This is a genomic window from Kitasatospora sp. NBC_00315 (genome assembly GCF_041435095.1).
In the GTDB taxonomy this organism is placed as follows: Bacteria; Actinomycetota; Actinomycetes; order Streptomycetales; family Streptomycetaceae; genus Kitasatospora.
This window is the reverse complement of sequence record NZ_CP108025.1, coordinates 2770073-2786996: the sequence shown is the minus strand read 5'-3', so window position 1 is coordinate 2786996 and position 16924 is coordinate 2770073. Positions and strand designations below refer to the sequence as shown.

The 16924-nt window shown below is 73.8% G+C and carries 11 protein-coding genes; 9 read left to right on the top strand and 2 right to left on the bottom strand.

What is annotated here, in order from left to right; all coding sequences use genetic code 11:
• The first annotated feature begins 97 nt into the window (after nucleotides 1-97).
• From OG823_RS11090 to hflX, 4 genes are all read left to right on the top strand, one after another.
• Nucleotides 98-601 carry a hypothetical protein gene (locus OG823_RS11090; RefSeq protein ID WP_371479305.1) on the top strand — a complete coding sequence of 168 codons (504 nt, stop codon included), beginning with the start codon at nucleotides 98-100 and terminating at the stop codon, nucleotides 599-601.
• Nucleotides 602-665: 64 nt separating this feature from the next.
• Entirely contained in the window at nucleotides 666-1556 is an 891-nt protein-coding gene (gene dapF / locus OG823_RS11085; RefSeq protein WP_371484423.1) for a diaminopimelate epimerase, read from the top strand.
• 215 nt (nucleotides 1557-1771) lie between these two features.
• Nucleotides 1772-4186: a bifunctional (p)ppGpp synthetase/guanosine-3',5'-bis(diphosphate) 3'-pyrophosphohydrolase gene (locus tag OG823_RS11080; RefSeq protein ID WP_371479304.1), complete on the top strand. Its 2415-nt coding sequence runs from the start codon at nucleotides 1772-1774 to the stop codon at nucleotides 4184-4186.
• A 149-nt stretch (nucleotides 4187-4335) separates the two neighbouring features.
• Nucleotides 4336-5841 (top strand): GTPase HflX, encoded by a 1506-nt coding sequence (gene hflX / locus OG823_RS11075; protein ID WP_371479303.1) that lies wholly within the window; start codon nucleotides 4336-4338, stop codon nucleotides 5839-5841.
• Between the two features lie 144 nt (nucleotides 5842-5985).
• On the opposite strand, the gene OG823_RS11070 is transcribed toward hflX, so the two are convergent.
• Nucleotides 5986-7143, bottom strand: a complete 1158-nt coding sequence (locus OG823_RS11070; protein ID WP_371479302.1) for a serine protease — start codon at nucleotides 7141-7143, stop codon at nucleotides 5986-5988.
• Between the two features lie 436 nt (nucleotides 7144-7579).
• On the opposite strand from OG823_RS11070, the gene OG823_RS11065 reads away from it, so the two are divergent.
• The 5 genes from OG823_RS11065 to OG823_RS11045 are packed head-to-tail and all read left to right on the top strand — an operon-like array spanning nucleotide 7580 to nucleotide 15592.
• Entirely contained in the window at nucleotides 7580-9601 is a 2022-nt protein-coding gene (locus OG823_RS11065; RefSeq protein WP_371479301.1) for an IucA/IucC family protein, read from the top strand.
• The gene (locus tag OG823_RS11060) at nucleotides 9493-10254 is read left to right on the top strand and encodes a GNAT family N-acetyltransferase (protein WP_371484422.1); all 762 of its coding nucleotides are present in this window, start codon (nucleotides 9493-9495) and stop codon (nucleotides 10252-10254) included. Before OG823_RS11065 ends, OG823_RS11060 begins: the two co-directional genes overlap by 109 nt.
• A 15-nt stretch (nucleotides 10255-10269) precedes the next feature.
• Nucleotides 10270-11652 (top strand): lysine N(6)-hydroxylase/L-ornithine N(5)-oxygenase family protein, encoded by a 1383-nt coding sequence (locus OG823_RS11055; RefSeq protein ID WP_371479300.1) that lies wholly within the window; start codon nucleotides 10270-10272, stop codon nucleotides 11650-11652.
• A complete protein-coding gene (locus tag OG823_RS11050; RefSeq protein ID WP_371479299.1) occupies nucleotides 11630-13468 on the top strand; it encodes an IucA/IucC family siderophore biosynthesis protein in 1839 nt (612 codons plus the stop codon). Before OG823_RS11055 ends, OG823_RS11050 begins: the two co-directional genes overlap by 23 nt.
• 12 nt (nucleotides 13469-13480) lie before the next feature.
• Nucleotides 13481-15592, top strand: coding sequence for an ATP-dependent DNA helicase (locus OG823_RS11045; RefSeq protein WP_371479298.1), 2112 nt, complete (start codon nucleotides 13481-13483; stop codon nucleotides 15590-15592).
• 137 nt (nucleotides 15593-15729) lie between these two features.
• Here OG823_RS11045 and lexA read toward each other — a convergent pair whose 3' ends face one another.
• Nucleotides 15730-16614: a transcriptional repressor LexA gene (gene lexA / locus OG823_RS11040; protein WP_371479297.1), complete on the bottom strand. Its 885-nt coding sequence runs from the start codon at nucleotides 16612-16614 to the stop codon at nucleotides 15730-15732.
• Nucleotides 16615-16924: the final 310 nt, after the last annotated feature.

Below are 16924 nucleotides of genomic sequence, written 5' to 3'. Positions count from 1 at the left end.
CTTGGACATGCCATCATCGACACAGAGGAGACCGGCCGCGAGGGCCGGCCGCACCGGCCGTGGTCCGGACTCGTGTCGAACTGTCAGGGGAGGCCGCGTGTCGACGGGTACCGGCCCCGAAACCGAGCAGCGGATGAGCGTCAGCATCGAGCCCGGCGAGAGCGGCGCACCGACTCTGGCGGATCTGCCCGACCTGCCGCCCCTCGACGGGCTCACCTCCTACGCGCTCGCCCTGCCGACGCTCGACGACCTCGGTCCGGGCGGTGTGGTGCACGAGCGTGAGATCCGGCCGCGCCGAAGACTCCGCTGGTGGCAGACGCTTCCGATCGCCCTGCTGGCGGCCCTTGGCTCGCTGATGTTCGGCTTCCCGCTCGCGTTCGGCTCCGGTGGGGCGATGGTCGGGATGCTCGGCCTGCTGCTCACCGCCGCCTCGGTCGGCTGGGGTGCGATGGCCGCCCGGCACGCCGGGTACAAGTGGCCGGGCCTGCCGCGTCGCGGCTCCGGGGTCCGGGCCGACTGGCGCGCCATCGTGATCTACACGCTGATCGCTCTGCTCTGCTTCGCGCTGGCCGTCTGGCGGGTCGTCCACCTGCACGCCTGAGCTCCGACACCACCGCGGTCCGCCCGGGACGCTCGGTACCATCGTCGGTGTGAGCGAATCCCCGTTGCAGCCGTCCGGCCTCCCCTTCCTCAAGGGGCACGGCACCCAGAACGACTTCGTCATCATCCCCGACCCGGACGGGCTGCTGACGATCGGCCCGCGGACCGTCGCCGCGCTCTGCGACCGGCGGGCCGGCATCGGCGGTGACGGCCTGCTGCGGGTGGTCCGCTCGGCCGCCGACCCGGCCGCCGCCCACCTGGCCGACCGGGCCGAGTGGTTCATGGACTACCGCAACTCCGACGGCAGCATCGCCGAGATGTGCGGAAACGGGGTACGCGTCTTCGCCCGCTACCTGGTGCACGCCGGCCTGGCCGAGCCCGGGCCGCTGGCCGTCGCCACCCGGGCCGGGGTACGAGGGGTGCTGATCGCGCCGGACGCCGCCGACGGAACCCCCGGGGCCGTCACCGTGGAGATGGGCAGCGCGCTGCTGCCGGGCCCCGACGACATCGAGGTCGCGGTCGGCGCGCGGCGCTGGCCGGCCCGCAACGTGAACATGGGCAACCCGCACGCGGTGGCCTTCGTCGACGACCTCGACCAGGCCGGCGACCTCTTGACCGCGCCGCTGACCAGCCCGGACGGCGTCTACCCGGAGGGCGTCAACGTGGAGTTCGTGGTCGACCGGGGCCCGCGGCACGTCGCCATGAGGGTGCACGAGCGGGGCTCGGGCGAGACCCGCTCCTGTGGCACCGGCGCCTGCGCGGTCGCCGTGGCGACCGCCCGCCGCGACGGCGCCGACCCGGCGGTCACCGGCGAGAGCGTCAGCTACACCGTGGACCTGCCGGGCGGGAGCCTGGCCATCACCGAGCACCCGGACGGCCGGGTGGAGATGACCGGCGCCGCGGTGATCGTCGGCAGCGGGACGCTGGACGCGGGGTGGCTCGCGCTCGCCGGCTGACCGGCGCCGCCCGCCGTTTCCGGGCCCGGCCCTCGCCCGCCGGGGCGATGGCCGATCCGTGGTGGCTCGTTTTGCCCATTTCGTTCCGCCGTGAATCCCCCCGATCGGGTGATCCCGATGACGGAAGGGAAGCGGGGCATCGCGGAACGTGCTGTGCTCGGTAGCATGGACCACCGGGTCGGCAGTCGTTCCGGTGATCGCTGCCGGAGGTGCCGATGACCATCGAAGCCGGGCAGCCCGAGACTGGGCAGCTCAGTGCCGCACAGCCGCTCGGTGCCGCGCTGCCCCTCGGCGCCGCACCCCTCGGTGCCGCGCTCCACGTCGCAGCCCCGCCCGCCGGCGGGCCGGGACCGGGTGCACCCGCGCCCGGTGACTCCGCCCCCGCGGTGGCGGCCGGTCCTGCGCGGCCCAGCGGCTCCAGACGTCCGCTCGGCGGGCTCGGCCGGGGCGCCCTGGGCCGGGCGGGGCGGGCGGCCCTGCTCGCCACCGGCCGCCAGCCGCTGCCGGACGCCATCGAGCCGATCGTGCAGGCCCACCGCCGGCACCACCCGCAGGCGGACCTCGCCCTGCTGGGCCGGGCCTACCGGACGGCGGAGGCCAGCCACCGGGGCCAGACGCGCAAGAGCGGCGAGCCGTTCATCACCCACCCGCTGGCCGTCACCATGATCCTCGCCCAACTCGGCGCGGGCACCACCACGTTGGTCGCCTCGCTCCTCCACGACACGGTCGAGGACACCGAGGTGACCCTCGATCAGGTCAGTGCCGACTTCGGGCCCGAAGTGGCCTATCTGGTCGACGGGGTGACGAAGCTGGAGAAGGTCGACTTCGGGGCGGCGGCCGAGGCCGAGACCTTCCGGAAGATGCTGGTCGCCACCGGGGACGACGTCCGGGTGATGGTCATCAAGCTGGCCGACCGCCTGCACAACATGCGGACGATCCGTCACATGAAGCCCGCCAGCCAGGTACGGATCGCCAAGGTCACCAGGGACGTGCTGATCCCGCTGGCCGAGCGGCTGGGCATCCAGGTGGTGAAGGCCGAGCTGGAGGACATCGTCTTCGCCACCCTCCACCCCGAGGAGCACGCCCGGACCAGGGCACTGGTCGCCGCGCACGAGGAGCGGCCGGACACCCTGCTCCAGCCCTTCACGGCCGGGCTGGCCCGCCAGCTCGCCGAGGCCGGGGTGTCCGCCGAGGTCACCGTGCGACCCAGGCACGGCGTCTCGGTCCACCGGGTCATGGTGAAGCGCGCGGGCCGGGCCGGGCCGGACGGGCCGCCGCAGGGTCTGCACCCCGCCGACTTCGGGCGGGTGCTGGTGGTGGTCGAGGACAACGCGGACTGCTACGCCGTGCTCGGCGAACTGCACACCTGCTGGACCCCGCTGCCGGGCGAGTTCAAGGACTTCGTGGCGGCGCCCAAGTTCAACCTGTACCAGTCCCTGCACACCGCCGTCGCCGTCGACGGCGAGGTGGTCGAGGTACTGGTCCGCACCCGGCTGATGCACCGGGTCGCCGAGACGGGCGTGGTCGCCCTGGGGGAGCCGGAGCAGCCCGGCGGCCAGTGCGCGGCACCGGTGGCCGGGCAGGTCGTCCCCGACGAGCTGGACCGCACCGATCCGGCCCGCCCCGGATGGCTCAGCCGGTTGCTGCAGTGGCAGCAGGACACGCCCGACCCGGACGCCTTCTGGTCCACCCTGACCGCCGAGCTGGCCGGCGACCGCGAGATCACCGTCGTGACCGAGAGCGGCGAAACGCTTCAGCTGCGCGCCGGGGCCAGCTGCGTCGACGCCGCCTACCTGCTCGGCGAGGAGACCGGGCACCGATGTATCGGTGCCCGGGTCAACGGCCGGCTCACCGCGCTCTCCACCGCGCTGCAGGACGGCGACCTGCTGGGTGTCCTCACCGAGGACGGTCCCGGCGGCGCGGCGGGCGAGCCGTCCGGCCCCGACCCCGAGTGGCTGGCGTACGCCCGTACCCCGGGTGCCCGGCTGGCCATCGAACGCTGGCTGGCGGAGCACCCCGCCGGGGCGCCGGCGGTGCGCACCGGTCGGGCGGACGGTCAGCCCGCCCCGCAGGCGCCGCCCGCCGCCGCCCGCGGCGCCGCGCCGGTCAGCGTGGAGGGCCTGCCCGGCGCGCCCGTCCGGCTGGCCCGGTGCTGCACGCCCGTCCCGCCGGACGAGGTGACGGGCTTCGCGATCCGCGGCGGCGCCGTCACCGTGCACCGGACGGGCTGTCCGACGGCCGAGCGGATGCGGACCGACGGACGCCCCCCGCTCGGCGTCGACTGGGTGGCGGACGCCGTTCCCCCCTCCGGCTACCGCGTCACCCTGCGCGCCGAGGCACTGAACCGGCCCCGGCTGCTGGCCGACCTCACGGCGGTGATGTCCGCGGAGGGCATCGGGATCGTCTCGGCGGAGGTCGAGCCCCCGAAGGAACTCCGGGTGCGCCACACCTACACCGTCGAACTGCCGACGGCGCAGGCCCTGCCGCTGGTGATGCGCGCGATGCTGCGGGTCTCCGGCGTGTACGACGTCAGCCGGCCCGAGCAGCCGGGGGACGGAAATCAGGGTGACCCGCCCGCACCGGGCGTGCGACCATCATGGGGAATTCACGGCAGGTCCACGGCGTTCTGAGGACGTACAAGCGTCACAGGCACCCGCGGTACCGAGGGGTAGCTCATACTTCGCCCGACAGGTAAACGGGGCGGCAGCCGGGCAGACTCCACGTGCGACCGTTCGATGCGGTCACGCACCGCCACCCGCACCAGCACCCAAAGGACAGAATGACCTCCACGTTCGAAACCCGCGACCAATCCGGTGACTCCTCCCGTCGCCTCGGCGACCTCCGGGCCGAGGCCCTGATGGACGAGGACCTCGCGGCCATCGACGAGGACCACGACCGCCACTACGACGGCGACCAGCACGACCGCAGCGACCGCGCGGCCCTGCGCCGTGTCGCCGGCCTCTCCACCGAGCTCCAGGACGTCACCGAGGTCGAGTACCGCCAGCTCCGCCTGGAGCGCGTGGTGCTCGTCGGTGTCTGGACGGACGGCACCGTCGAGGAGGCCGACAACTCGCTCGCCGAGCTCGCCGCCCTCGCCGAGACCGCCGGCTCCGAGGTTCTGGACGGCGTCATCCAGCGCCGTGACAAGCCGGACCCGGCGACCTACATCGGCTCCGGCAAGGCGCGCGAGCTGCGTGACATCGTCGCCGCCACCGGCGCCGACACCGTCGTCTGCGACGGCGAGCTCACCCCCGGCCAGCTGATCCAGCTGGAGGACGTCGTCAAGGTCAAGGTCGTCGACCGCACGGCCCTGATCCTGGACATCTTCGCCCAGCACGCCAAGTCGCGTGAGGGCAAGGCGCAGGTGTCGCTCGCGCAGATGCAGTACATGCTGCCGCGCCTGCGCGGCTGGGGTCAGTCGCTCTCCCGGCAGATGGGTGGTGGCGGTTCCGGCTCGTCCGGCGGCGGTATGGCCACCCGTGGTCCCGGTGAGACCAAGATCGAGACCGACCGGCGCCGGATCCGGGAGAAGATGGCGAAGCTCCGCAGGGAGATCGCCGACATGAAGAAGGGCCGCGACACCAAGCGCCAGGAGCGCAAGCGCCACCAGGTGCCGTCCGTGGCCATCGCCGGCTACACCAACGCCGGCAAGTCGTCGCTGCTCAACCGGCTCACCGGCGCGGGCGTCCTGGTGGAGAACGCCCTGTTCGCCACCCTGGACCCGACCGTGCGCCGGGCCCAGACCCCGAGCGGCCGGGTGTACACGCTGGCCGACACCGTCGGCTTCGTGCGCCACCTCCCGCACCACCTGGTGGAGGCGTTCCGCTCCACCATGGAGGAGGTCGCCGACGCCGACCTCATCCTGCACGTGGTCGACGGCTCCCACCCGGAGCCGGAGACGCAGCTGGCCGCCGTCCGCGAGGTGATCGTCTCGGTCGACGCGCAGAACGTGCCGGAGATCGTGGTGATCAACAAGGCGGATGCCGCCGACCCGCACGTCCTGCAGCGCCTGCTGCGCCGTGAGCCGCACGCCATCGTGGTCTCGGCCCGCAGCGGCCAGGGCATCGAGGAGCTGCTGCGCCTCATCGACGACGAGCTGCCGCGACCGGCCATCGAGGTCGAGGTGCTGGTGCCGTACACCCGGGGCGACCTGGTCTCCCGGGTGCACGCCGAGGGCGAGCTGCTCTCCACCGAGCACACCGGCGAGGGCACGCTGCTCAAGGCCAAGGTGGCCGCCGAGCTGGCGGCCGAGCTGGAGCGCTTCAGTGTGGTGACTCAGGGCTGAGGCCCCGCGTCACCGGCCGACCGACCGGCCGCGTCACGGCGGGCCCGGGACTCGAAGGAGTCCCGGGCCCGCCGTGCTGTGTGCCCCTCCGGTGACCGGCGTCGCATCGGCGTGGTGGAGGCGGCGACCACGCCGTCGGGGGCGCTACTTCCTGGAGATGTAGTCCAGGGCCTGTCGGGCGACGCCCTCCAGGTAGGGCCCGCTCAACGAGGTGTGGTCCACGGTGCCGATCGAGGTGTCGCTCACCAGCGCCGTCCGTCCGTCCGGCATGGTCGCGAACCAGCCGCCGCCGCTGGCGCCCTGGGTCATGTCGCAGCCGATGGTGAGCATCGGGGGGCGCTTGGCGTCGAACGACAGCCGGGCCGGCCGGCCGCCGTCGCAGCCGTACAACTCCTGCCCGTCGAAAGGTTTGTAGAGCGGATAGCCCCAGGCGGAGACCGACAGCGTGTCGCGTGGCGCGTCGAACCAGACGGGCACGGCGGCGCCGACCGTCTCCTCCAGCGACCTGCCGTCCCCGTTCTGCTCGTGCACCCGCATGACGGCGAAGTCGTACTGGTTCGCCGCGTCACCCGTGCCGCCACCCTCGGCCGTCCACTGCGGTGACGGGACCACCGTGTCGGCCCACCAGGTTCCCAGGGGAGCGAGTTGGCCCAGTGGTGCCTTCCGGCCGGCGCTGGCCGCTCCCGAGTCGTTGTACGCCGGCACGAACACCAGGTCCTGGTAGAAGCCCCCGCCCCTGCCCCGGTGCACGCAGTGGGCCGCCGTCCAGACCAGGTTGCTCCGGCCGGGGTGCGCCGGGTCGGCGATCACGGTGGCCGAGCAGTTGCCCCGGCCGCCGTCGGCGGTGAAGAACACCTTGCCCGAGGGCCGGTTCAGATACGGTCGGCCCACCGGGGTGGCCCGCACCACGGCGGGCTCGGGATCGGTGGCGCCGGCGTCCGCGGAGGGTGTGGCGACGGTCGCAGGGGTGGCGGTCGCGGTGGCCCGGTCGGTCGGGGTGACCGGAGCGATCGGGGGGCCCGTGGTGGCCGGGACGGGCGCGGGCGGTGCCGGGTCGGCCGGCCTGGAGTCGGCCATCCGGTCCGGACTCCAGAAGTCCTTGACGACGGGATTGTCGAAGACGTGCCGCGAGGCCCAGTTGTCCCAGTCCTCGAAGCTCCAGCGCTTCAGGTCGTCCCAGCTCTTCGGCAGCCCGTCGAGCAGGCCGGACGGGAGACCGGACGGCAGTGTCAGGCCGCCGATCACCCCGCCGCCCGACCCGGCGGACCGCGGGTCGGCCCCGCCGGGGCCGCAGGCCGTCACGGTGAGAAGGGCGGTCGTCAGGAGCGCGGCGCCGACTGCGACCGCCCGGCGGCGTGGGGCCGGCCGGGCCGGCGTCGCGTGCGGCCGGCCGGCTGACCGGCGGATCCTTGGCATGGCTCGGTGTTCCCCCCACTGTGCGCCGCCCGGCCGGCGGTCCCCCACCGGCCGGACGGCGTGGTCCGCCGGTCGGTCGCGGATCACGTGCACCGGTCATCGATGCCTGACCGGCCGTGATCGACGGGCCGCCGGCTCGTTGGAACAGGAGGGAATCCCTCCTGGGGGTGAGTAAGCCCCGGTCTTCACCTTAACGAGTGAGCCGTTCTTGTGATCACCCCTCATGGATAGGTAACCCTTACCTGAAGCGCGGTGAACGGCGTCTGCCGGACGACCCCTGACGTTGTCGCGCCCGCAGTCCCACGCGCCCCAAGGAGCAGCCTTGAGCACCGCCCTCACCGGAGCCCCGACCGCAGCCCAGACGGAAGCCCCGTACCTGCCGGAGCAGGCGGTGCCACAGCAGCCGGCCTCGGAGCAAACCGCTCCCGATCCGCACGCCCTGGACCGCGACCGCCCTCGGGAGGACGGCCCGCCGGAGCCCGCCGCGGAACACCCCGGCACCGTCCGCCCCGCGGCCGACCACCCGGGCGCGGCCCGGCCGCACCTCGAGTGCGACCACCCCGACCGGCTGCTGGACCAGGACCCGGCCGTGGCCGCCGAGCAGGCCGCGCTGGAGGCGCTGCTGCGCTGCTGGACCCGTGAGACCGGGGCGACCCCCGACCCCGACGGCCGGCTCCGGATCCCCGTACTCGGCGGCGCCGCCCGGATCACCGTCCCCGTCCGCCACTGGTCGCCCTGCGGCTGGCACCGCTTCGGCCCCGCCGCGCTCACCGGCGCCGCCGGGGCTCCCGCAGCCGGTGAGCAGCCCCCCGTGGCGGCCGGGGCCCGGGCGCCGGGCGCCCCGGTGGACGCCGTCACCGCCGCCGCGCTGCTCGCCGCGGCCGCCGCCCGGCGCCCCGACCCGGGCCAGATCGCGGACCTGGCCGCCCGGGTCGCCGACTCGGTGTCCCGGACCGCCGACATCCTGGCGTACCGGCGGCAGGCCGGCCCGCAGCCCGTCGCCACGCCGTTCCTGACGGCCGAACAGGCCCTGCTCCTCGGCCACCCGCTGCACCCCACCCCGAAGAGCCGCGACGGCCTGGGGCCGGCCCAGAGCGCCGCCTACTCCCCGGAGCTGCACGGCTCCTTCCGGCTGCACTGGTACGCCGTCGACCGCGAGCTGCTGGCCGCGGGCTCCGCGCTGGCCGAGAGCGCCGAACGGATCACCGCCGGCCTGCTCGGCAGCCCGGGCCTGCTCCCGCCCGGTACCGCCGCGCTGCCACTGCACCCCTGGCAGGCCCGTGAGCTGGCCCTGCGCCCGGCCGTCGCCGAACTGCTGGCGGACGGCCGGCTGCGCGACCTCGGTCCGCACGGCGAGCCCTGGTACCCCACCTCCTCCGTGCGGACGGTCTACCGCCCGGGCACACCCTGGATGCTCAAGCTCTCGCTCGGCCTGCGGATCACCAACTCCCGTCGGGAGAACCTCCGCAAGGAGCTGCACCGCGGCCTGGAGGTGCACCGCCTGCTGGAGAGCGGTCTCGGCGGCGAGTGGCGGGCCGCCCACCCCGGCTTCGACATCGTCCGGGACCCGGCCTGGATCGGCGTGGATCTGCTCGGCGGCCCGCAGGGACCGGCGGACCCGAGCGGACTGGACACCGTCCTGCGGCAACAGCCCTTCGGGCCGGACCAGCGGGCGCTGTGCGTGGCCGGACTCGTCGCCGAGCAGCCGGCCGGCCCCGCCGAGCTGGTCCGCTCGCAGCTCGGCGACATCCTGCGGGCGCTCTCCGCCCGGTGCGGCCGCACGCTGCCCACGGTGGCCACCGAGTGGTTCCTGCGCTACCTCGACGCCGTGGTGCTGCCGGTGCTCTGGCTGGACGGCCGGGCCGGCATCGCCCTGGAGGCCCACCAGCAGAACAGCCTCGTCCTGCTGGACGCCGAGGGCTGGCCGGTGGGCGGCCGCTACCGCGACAACCAGGGCTACTACTTCCGTGCCTCGCACGCGGAACACCTGGACGCCCGTCTGCCCGGCCTCGGCGCCGCCAGCGACACCTTCGTGGAGGACGCCGTCGCCGACGAGCGGTTCGCCTACTACCTCGGCATCAACCACGTCCTCGGGCTGATCGGCGCCCTCGGCTCGCAGCGGCTCGCCGACGAGCACGTGCTGCTCGCCGCCCTGCGCCGGTTCCTGGCCGGCTCCCGCGCGCGGGCGACCGGTTCGGCGCTGCCGGCCCACCTGCTGGACTCGCCCACGCTGCGCTGCAAGGCCAACCTGCTGACCCGGCTGCACGGCCTGGACGAACTGGTCGGCCCGGTCGAGACGCAGTCGGTGTACGTCGACATCGCCAACCCGGCGGCCGCCGCGTGACCACCTCCCCCCGGACCGGGGCGCGGCCGCGCCCCGGATCGCCGGCCCGGCGCGTACCCGCCGACCTGCTCGACGGCGTCGCCCGGTGGGGCACCGTGCCCACCGACGCGGGCGACTTCCGGCTGCGTCCCGTGCGCCTCACCCCCGACCTCCCGCTGCTCGTGGAGTGGATGAACGACCCCGAGGTCGCGGCGTTCTGGGAGCTGGACGGGCCGCCCGCCACCACCGAGCAGCACCTGCGGGAGCAACTCGACGGTGACGGCCGCAGCGTGCCCTGCATGGGACTGCTGGACGGCACCCCGATGAGCTACTGGGAGGTCTACCGGGCCGACCTGGATCCGCTCGCCCTGCACTACCCGGCGCGCCCGCACGACACCGGCGTCCACCTGCTGCTCGGGCCCACCACGGCCCGCGGCCGGGGGCTCGGCACGCTGCTGCTGGCCGCCCTCGCCGAGCGGATCCTCCAGGTGCGTCCGCGCTGCCACCGGGTCGTCGCCGAGCCCGACGTGCGCAACCTGCCCTCGGTGCGCGCCTTCCAGCGGGCCGGCTTCCACCTCGCCGCCGAGGTCGACCTCCCCGCCAAGCGCGCCGCCCTGATGATCCGGCAGCGGCCCTCCGGCCACCCGGAGCACGCCTCCCCGACTCTCCCCTAGGACACCTCCTCCTCCATGGACACACCTCCCTACGACCTGCTCGGCGTCGGCATCGGCCCGTTCAACCTCTCGCTGGCCGCCCTCGCGGACCGCGAGCCCGGCCTGAGCACCCTGTTCTGCGACACGCGGCCGGAGTTCCGCTGGCACCACGGCATGCTGGTCGACGGCGCCAGGATGCAGGTGCCGTTCCTGGCCGACCTGGTCTCGCTGGTGGACCCCACCAGCCCGTGGTCCTTCCTGAACTACCTGCGCGAGCAGGAGCGGCTCTTCCCGTTCTACTTCGCGGAGCGCTTCCAGCTGCCCCGGCGCGAGTACGACCACTACTGCCGCTGGGCCGCCGAACGACTGGCCGCCTGCCGCTTCGGCACCGAGGTCACCGCGCTGCACCGGGCCGGCGGCCTGTTCCGGGCGGAGCTGACCGACACCGCCACAGGCGGGCGCACCGAGGTCCTCGCCCGCAACGTCGTGCTCGGGGTCGGCACCGGTCCGGTCCGCCCCGAGGCGTTCGCCGCGCTCGACGGTCACCCGCTGGCCTGGCACTCGGCCGACCACCTGGACCGCCGGGCCGCCCTGGACGGCGCCCGGGACATCACCGTGGTCGGCTCCGGCCAGTCCGGCGCCGAGGTCTTCCTCGACCTGCTGCGCCGGCGCGGCGGCGACGGCACCCGGCTGCGCTGGCTCACCCGTACCCGGGCGCTGGCCCCGATGGAGTACTCCAAACTCGGCCTGGAGCACTTCACCCCCGACTACACCCGGTACTTCCACGCCCTGCCGGCCGGTGTGCGGGACGACCTGGTCGCCGCCCAGTGGCAGCTGCACAAGGCGGCCAGCGCCGAGACCCTCGCCGAGATCCACGACCACCTGTACGAGCGCACCGTCGGCCGCCCGCTCGACGCCGTGCCCGTGGAGATCACCCCCGGCACCGCCGTCACCGACGCGCGCCCCGGCCCGTGCGGCGGCTTCGAACTGCGCTGCCGGCACGTCGACTCCGCCGCCGAGCACCTGGTGCGCACCGACGCGGTGATCCTCGCCACCGGTTACCGGGCCGCCCGGCCGGCCGCGCTGGAACCACTGGCCGCCCTGATCGACTGGGACGAGGCGGGCCGCTACCGCGTCGACCTCGACCATCGCGTCGCCACCCTCCCGGAGTTGACCGGCGGCCTGTACGTTCAGAACGCCGAACTGCACACCCACGGCGTCGGCGCGCCCGATCTCGGTCTCGGCGCGTACCGGGCCGCCGTGATCCTCAACTCCGTCGCGGGGCGCACCGTCCACCGGCTGCCCGGCCGTACCGCCTGGACCACCTTCGCCCCCGGCGGCAGCACCAGTACCGCCCCCACCGCAACCGGCCTCCCGCGACCCCAGGAGTGGACCCGTGCCGCAGCAGCCAGCCGCTGAGCCGCCGCTGTACCTGCCCCCGCAACTCACCTCCGGGCACTGGCAGCAGGCCCGCCGGGCGATGCTGGCCAAGATGCTCGGGGAGTTCGCGTACGAGGAGCTGATCACGCCCGTCCCCGAGGGGGACGGCCGTTACCGGCTCGACCTCCCCGGCTCCGTCGGCTACCGCTTCACCGCCCGCCGCGGCGCGTACGACGGCTGGCAGGTGGACCCGGCCACCCTGCACTGCTCGCACGACTCCGAGCTCGACCCGCTGCGCTTCCTGCAGTTCGCCCGGCACACGCTGGGGCTGGGCGGGGACACCACCGGCCACCTGGTCCGCGAACTCACGGCCACCCTGCTCGCCGACGCCCATCTGCTCGCCACCGCGCCGACCGCCGCCGAACTGGCGGAGCTGAGTCACACCGAGCTGGAGGGGCGGCAGGGCGGCCACCCCTGGATCGTCCCGAACAAGGGCCGGCTGGGCTTCTCGGCCGCCGACGCCGCCCGCTGGGCCCCGGAGGCGCGCACCGCCCGTCCGTTGCCCTGGATCGCCGTGCACAAGCGGCTCGCCGGCTACCGGGGCGTGGCCGGACTGGAGGATCCCGAGCAGCTCTACCGCGCCGAACTGGACGATCCACAGGCGCTGCGGGCGGTGCTCGGCGACGCCGCCGGCGACTACCTGCTGCTGCCCGTGCACCCCTGGCAGTGGGACGAGACCGTCCTCCCGCTGTTCGCCCCCTGGATCGCCAGCGGTGAGATCGTCCCGCTGGCCTCGGACGGGGACCTGCGCCTGCCCCAGCAGTCCATCCGCTCGTTCTTCAACGTCACCCGCCCCGAGCGCTGTACGGTCAAGCTGCCGCTGGCGATCCTCAACACCCTGGTCTGGCGGGGCCTGCCGACCGAGCGCACGCTGATCGCACCCGCCGTGACCGAGTGGATCCACGGACTGCGGGACGGTGACGCCTTCCTGCGCGACGAGTGCCGGGTGATCCTGCTCGGCGAGATCGCCTCGGTGACCGTCGACCACCCGGTCTACCGGGAGCTTCCCGAAGCCCCCTACCAGTACAAGGAACTGCTCGGCGCGATCTGGCGCCAGTCGCTCGGCCCCTTCCTCGACCCCGGTGAGCGGGCCCGCACCCTTGCGGCGCTGCTGCAGTCGGGTGCGGACGGCCGTCCGCTGACCGTCGAACTGATCGCCCGCTCCGGGCTGAGCGCGCGGGAGTGGGTGGCCCGGCTCTTCGGGGCGATGCTCCCGCCGCTGCTGCACTTCCTCTACCGCTACGGCACGGTGTTCTCACCGCACGGCGAGAACGCCATCGTGGTGTTCGACGAGCACGACGTCCCGGTGCGCCTCGCGGTCAAGGACTTCGTGGACGACGTCAACCTCAGCGACCAGGACCTGCCCGAACTGCGCGGCGTCCCGGCCGAGGTCGGCGGCGTCCTCCTGCGGGACTCCCCGGACTTCCTCTGCCAGTTCCTCCACTCCGGCCTGTTCATCGGCGTCTACCGCTACCTCGCCCCGCTGCTCGACCGGCAGTCCGACCCCCGGCTGCGGCTGCCGGAGGCCGAGTTCTGGAGCCTGCTGCGCGCCGAGATCCTCGACTACCAGGCACGCTTCCCCGAGCTGGGCGAGCGCTTCCGGCTGTTCGACCTGTTCCGCCCGGTGATCGACCGGCTCTGCCTGAACCGCAACCGCCTGCTGCTCGACGGCTACCGGGACCGCCCCCGGCGCCCGCACGCGGCCGTGCACGGCGAGGTGCCCAACGCACTGCACCCCGGCGTGATCGAGGCGATGCCGGGACAGCGGAGCCGGATTGTCACCCCCGCGCCGTAGGGTGGGAGGGCGATGACGAACGACTCCCAACCCCAGCCCCTGCCCGGCGACGACGCCGAGGCAGCAGCCGCCCCCGCCGACTTGGCCTCCCGGGCCCGTCTCCCGGAACTGCTGCACGCGGCGGTCGCCGCGGTCGGCGGCGTGGAGCGCCCCGGCCAGGTCCGGATGGCCGAGGCCGTCTCCGACGCCGTCGACCACGGCGAGCACCTGCTCGTGCAGGCCGGCACCGGCACCGGAAAGTCCCTGGCGTACCTCGTCCCGGCGCTCGCGCACGGCGACAGGGTGGTGGTCGCCACGGCCACCCTGGCGCTCCAGCGCCAGCTGGTGGAGCGGGACCTGCCGCGGACGGTCGACGCCCTGCACCCGGTGCTGCGCCGCCGGCCGCTGTTCGCGATGCTCAAGGGCCGCTCCAACTACCTCTGCCTGCACCGCGCGCACGAGGGCACGCCTAGCGAGGAGGGCGAGGGCCTGTTCGACGCGGTCGACGCCCTCGGTGGTCCGACCGGCAAGCTCGGCCGCGACGTCCTGCGGCTGCGCGACTGGGCGGACGAGACGGAGACCGGGGATCGCGACGACCTCACCCCCGGCGTCTCCGACAAGGCCTGGGCGCAGCTCTCCGTCACGTCCAAGGAGTGCCTGGGCGCCAGCAGGTGCGCCTACGGCCCGGAGTGCTTCGCGGAGAAGGCACGCGAGCGGGCCAAGCTCGCGGACATCGTCGTCACCAACCACGCGATGCTGGCGATCGACGCGATCGAGGGCGCCCCGGTGCTGCCGGAGCACGGGCTGCTGATCGTGGACGAGGCGCACGAGCTGGTGAACCGGGTGACCGGCGCGGCCACCGCGGAGCTCACCGTCGGCGCCGTCAACCGGACGGTGAAGCGGGCCGCCCGGCTCGCCAACGAGAAGGCGGTGGACGCGCTGCAGGCCGCCGCCGAGAGCTACCACGGCCTGATGGAGACGGCGCAGCCCGGCCGGGTCGAGGAGCTGCCCGAGTACCTCTCCTACGCGGTCGCGGCGATCCGCGACGCGGCCCGCCAGGTGATCACCTCGCTGGGGGAGACCAGGGACAAGGCGCTCACCGACGAGGACGCGGTCCGCAAGCAGGCGATGGCCTCCGCCGAGACGCTGCACGAGACGGCCGAGCGCCTGCTGTCGGAGTCCGAGTACGACGTGGTGTGGATCGAGCGCCCGGACCGCTTCGGCCTGGGCACGGCCTCCCTGCGGGTCGCGCCGCTCAGCGTGTCGGGGCTGTTGCGGGAGAACCTCTACAAGGAGCGCTCGGTCGTCCTGACCTCGGCGACCCTCAAGCTCGGCGGGGACTTCCACGGTGTGGCGGCCTCGGTGGGCCTGCCCGGCGAGGGCCGGCTGGCCGACCTCCGGGGGCCGCAGGAGTCCGAGCCGGAGGTCGGCGAGGACAGCCCGCCGTACTGGCGCGGCATCGACGTCGGCTCGCCGTTCGCGTACCCGAAGCAGGGCATCCTCTACGTGGCCAGGCATCTGCCGCCGCCGGGCCGGGAGCCCGACCGGCCGGAGATGCTGGCGGAGCTGGAGGAGCTGATCGGGGCGGCCGGCGGCCGGACCCTCGGGCTGTTCTCCTCGATGCGGGCCGCCCAGGCGGCGGCCGAGGCGATGCGCGAGCGGCTGGACAACCGGATCCTGCTGCAGGGCGAGGACACCCTCGGCGAGCTGATCCGGGATTTCGCCTCGGAGGCGTCGGCCTGCCTGTTCGGCACGCTCTCGCTCTGGCAGGGCGTCGACGTGCCGGGCTCGGCCTGCCAGCTGGTCGTGATGGACCGGATTCCCTTCCCGCGCCCGGACGACCCGCTGATGAGCGCCCGGCAGAAGGCGGTCGAGGAGGGCGGCGGGAACGGCTTCATGGCGGTCGCGGCCACCCACGCCGCGCTGCTGATGGCGCAGGGCGCCGGCCGGTTGGTCCGCGCGGCGGACGACAAGGGGGTGGTGGCGGTGCTGGATCCGAGGCTGGCCACCGCCCGGTACGGCGGCTTCTTCCGGTCCTCGATGCCGGAGTTCTGGTACACCACCGACCGCAACCAGGTGCGCCGCTCGCTGGCGGCGATCGACGCCTCGGCGCCCGAGCCGCGCCCGGTCGCCAAGCGCGGCTGACCGTCAGGACGGCGCGTTCTCCGCGGCGGACGGCAGAGGACGACAGTGGACGACAGAGGGGGCTCCGGCCGCTGCCGGAGCCCCCTTCATCTGTCGTGCGCCCTGGCGTCCGTGTCGGCGTTCCACGTGCCGGTGGGTCAGAGCCGGCGGAGCACCGCGACGACCTTGCCGAGAATGGTCGCGTTGTCGCCGGGGATCGGGTCGTACGCCGGGTTGTGCGGCATCAGCCAGATCCGGCCGTCCTCGCGCTTCAGCCGCTTGACGGTGGCTTCGCCGTCGATCATCGCGGCCACGATGTCGCCGTTCTCGGCGACCGGCTGCCGGCGGACGGTCACCCAGTCGCCGTCACAGATCGCGGCCTCGATCATCGAGTCGCCGCGGACGGTGAGCGCGAAGAGCTCCCCCTCGCCGACCAGCTGACGGGGGAGGGGGAAGACGTCCTCGACGGTCTGCTCGGCCAGGATCGGGCCACCGGCGGCGATCCGGCCGACCAGCGGCACGTAGGAGGTGGACGGACGGCCCGCCGTCTCGGCGGTGTTCGGGCGGCTGACCTCCACCCCGCGCACCTCGTACGCCCGGGGGCGGTGCGGGTCCCGGCGGAGGAAGCCCTTGCGCTCCAGGGCCATCAGCTGGTGGGCGACCGAGGAGGTGCTCGACAGGCCGACGGCCTGGCCGATCTCACGCATGCTCGGCGGGTAGCCCCGGCGCTGGACGGAATCCCGGATGACCTCGATGACGCGGCGCTGGCGCTCGGTCAGTCCGGCCTCGTCGGTACGGATGCCCGGCGGGCGGCCCGGCAGGCGGGTGGGGGCCGGGTTGCCGAGAGCGCCGTCCTGGGTGGAGGAGTGCTCGATCGACTGGTCCGGGACGCGGCTGACGCTCGTGACGGCCTGGCCGACCAGGCGGTGGTCTTCGCTACGGTCCATGCTGTGGTCCACACTCTGCTGGTTCGTGGTGCGCTGCCCCACCTTGAGCTGGGAGTGTTCCTGCACCGGGATGGTGTTGCTCTCGATCGTGTTCACGGCGGCCCCTCTCGACGGATGTCCTCCCCTTCGCCAGCCCAACGGCAGCACCTATCGAAAGGTTGCGCCAAACACACGTTCGAGTGAATTATTCGAGAGTTGGCACACTCGATCAAGGCTTTGTTGTACATCGATTAAATGTTCGACTCGACAAAGTCTAATCCCGGGCGACACGCCTGGTACATCGGATGCCGCAGAGAGCTACATGTAGTGGCTAGTCTGCTCCTCGGGTCCACAGGTTGTGGTCGGGCCCGCCTCATCGCGTAGACTTGTCTGGTCCGCACGTCATGCCAGGGAGGGATTCCTCAAG

What these genes read in the sequence shown, in the direction of transcription:
- OG823_RS11080 (WP_371479304.1), top strand. Translation starts at nt 1,772, where the DNA reads ATGACCATCGAAGCCGGGCAGCCCGAGACTGGGCAGCTCAGTGCCGCA.
- hflX (WP_371479303.1), top strand. Translation starts at nt 4,336, where the DNA reads ATGACCTCCACGTTCGAAACCCGCGACCAATCCGGTGACTCCTCCCGT.
- OG823_RS11055 (WP_371479300.1), top strand. Translation starts at nt 10,270, where the DNA reads ATGGACACACCTCCCTACGACCTGCTCGGCGTCGGCATCGGCCCGTTC.
- OG823_RS11045 (WP_371479298.1), top strand. Translation starts at nt 13,481, where the DNA reads ATGACGAACGACTCCCAACCCCAGCCCCTGCCCGGCGACGACGCCGAG.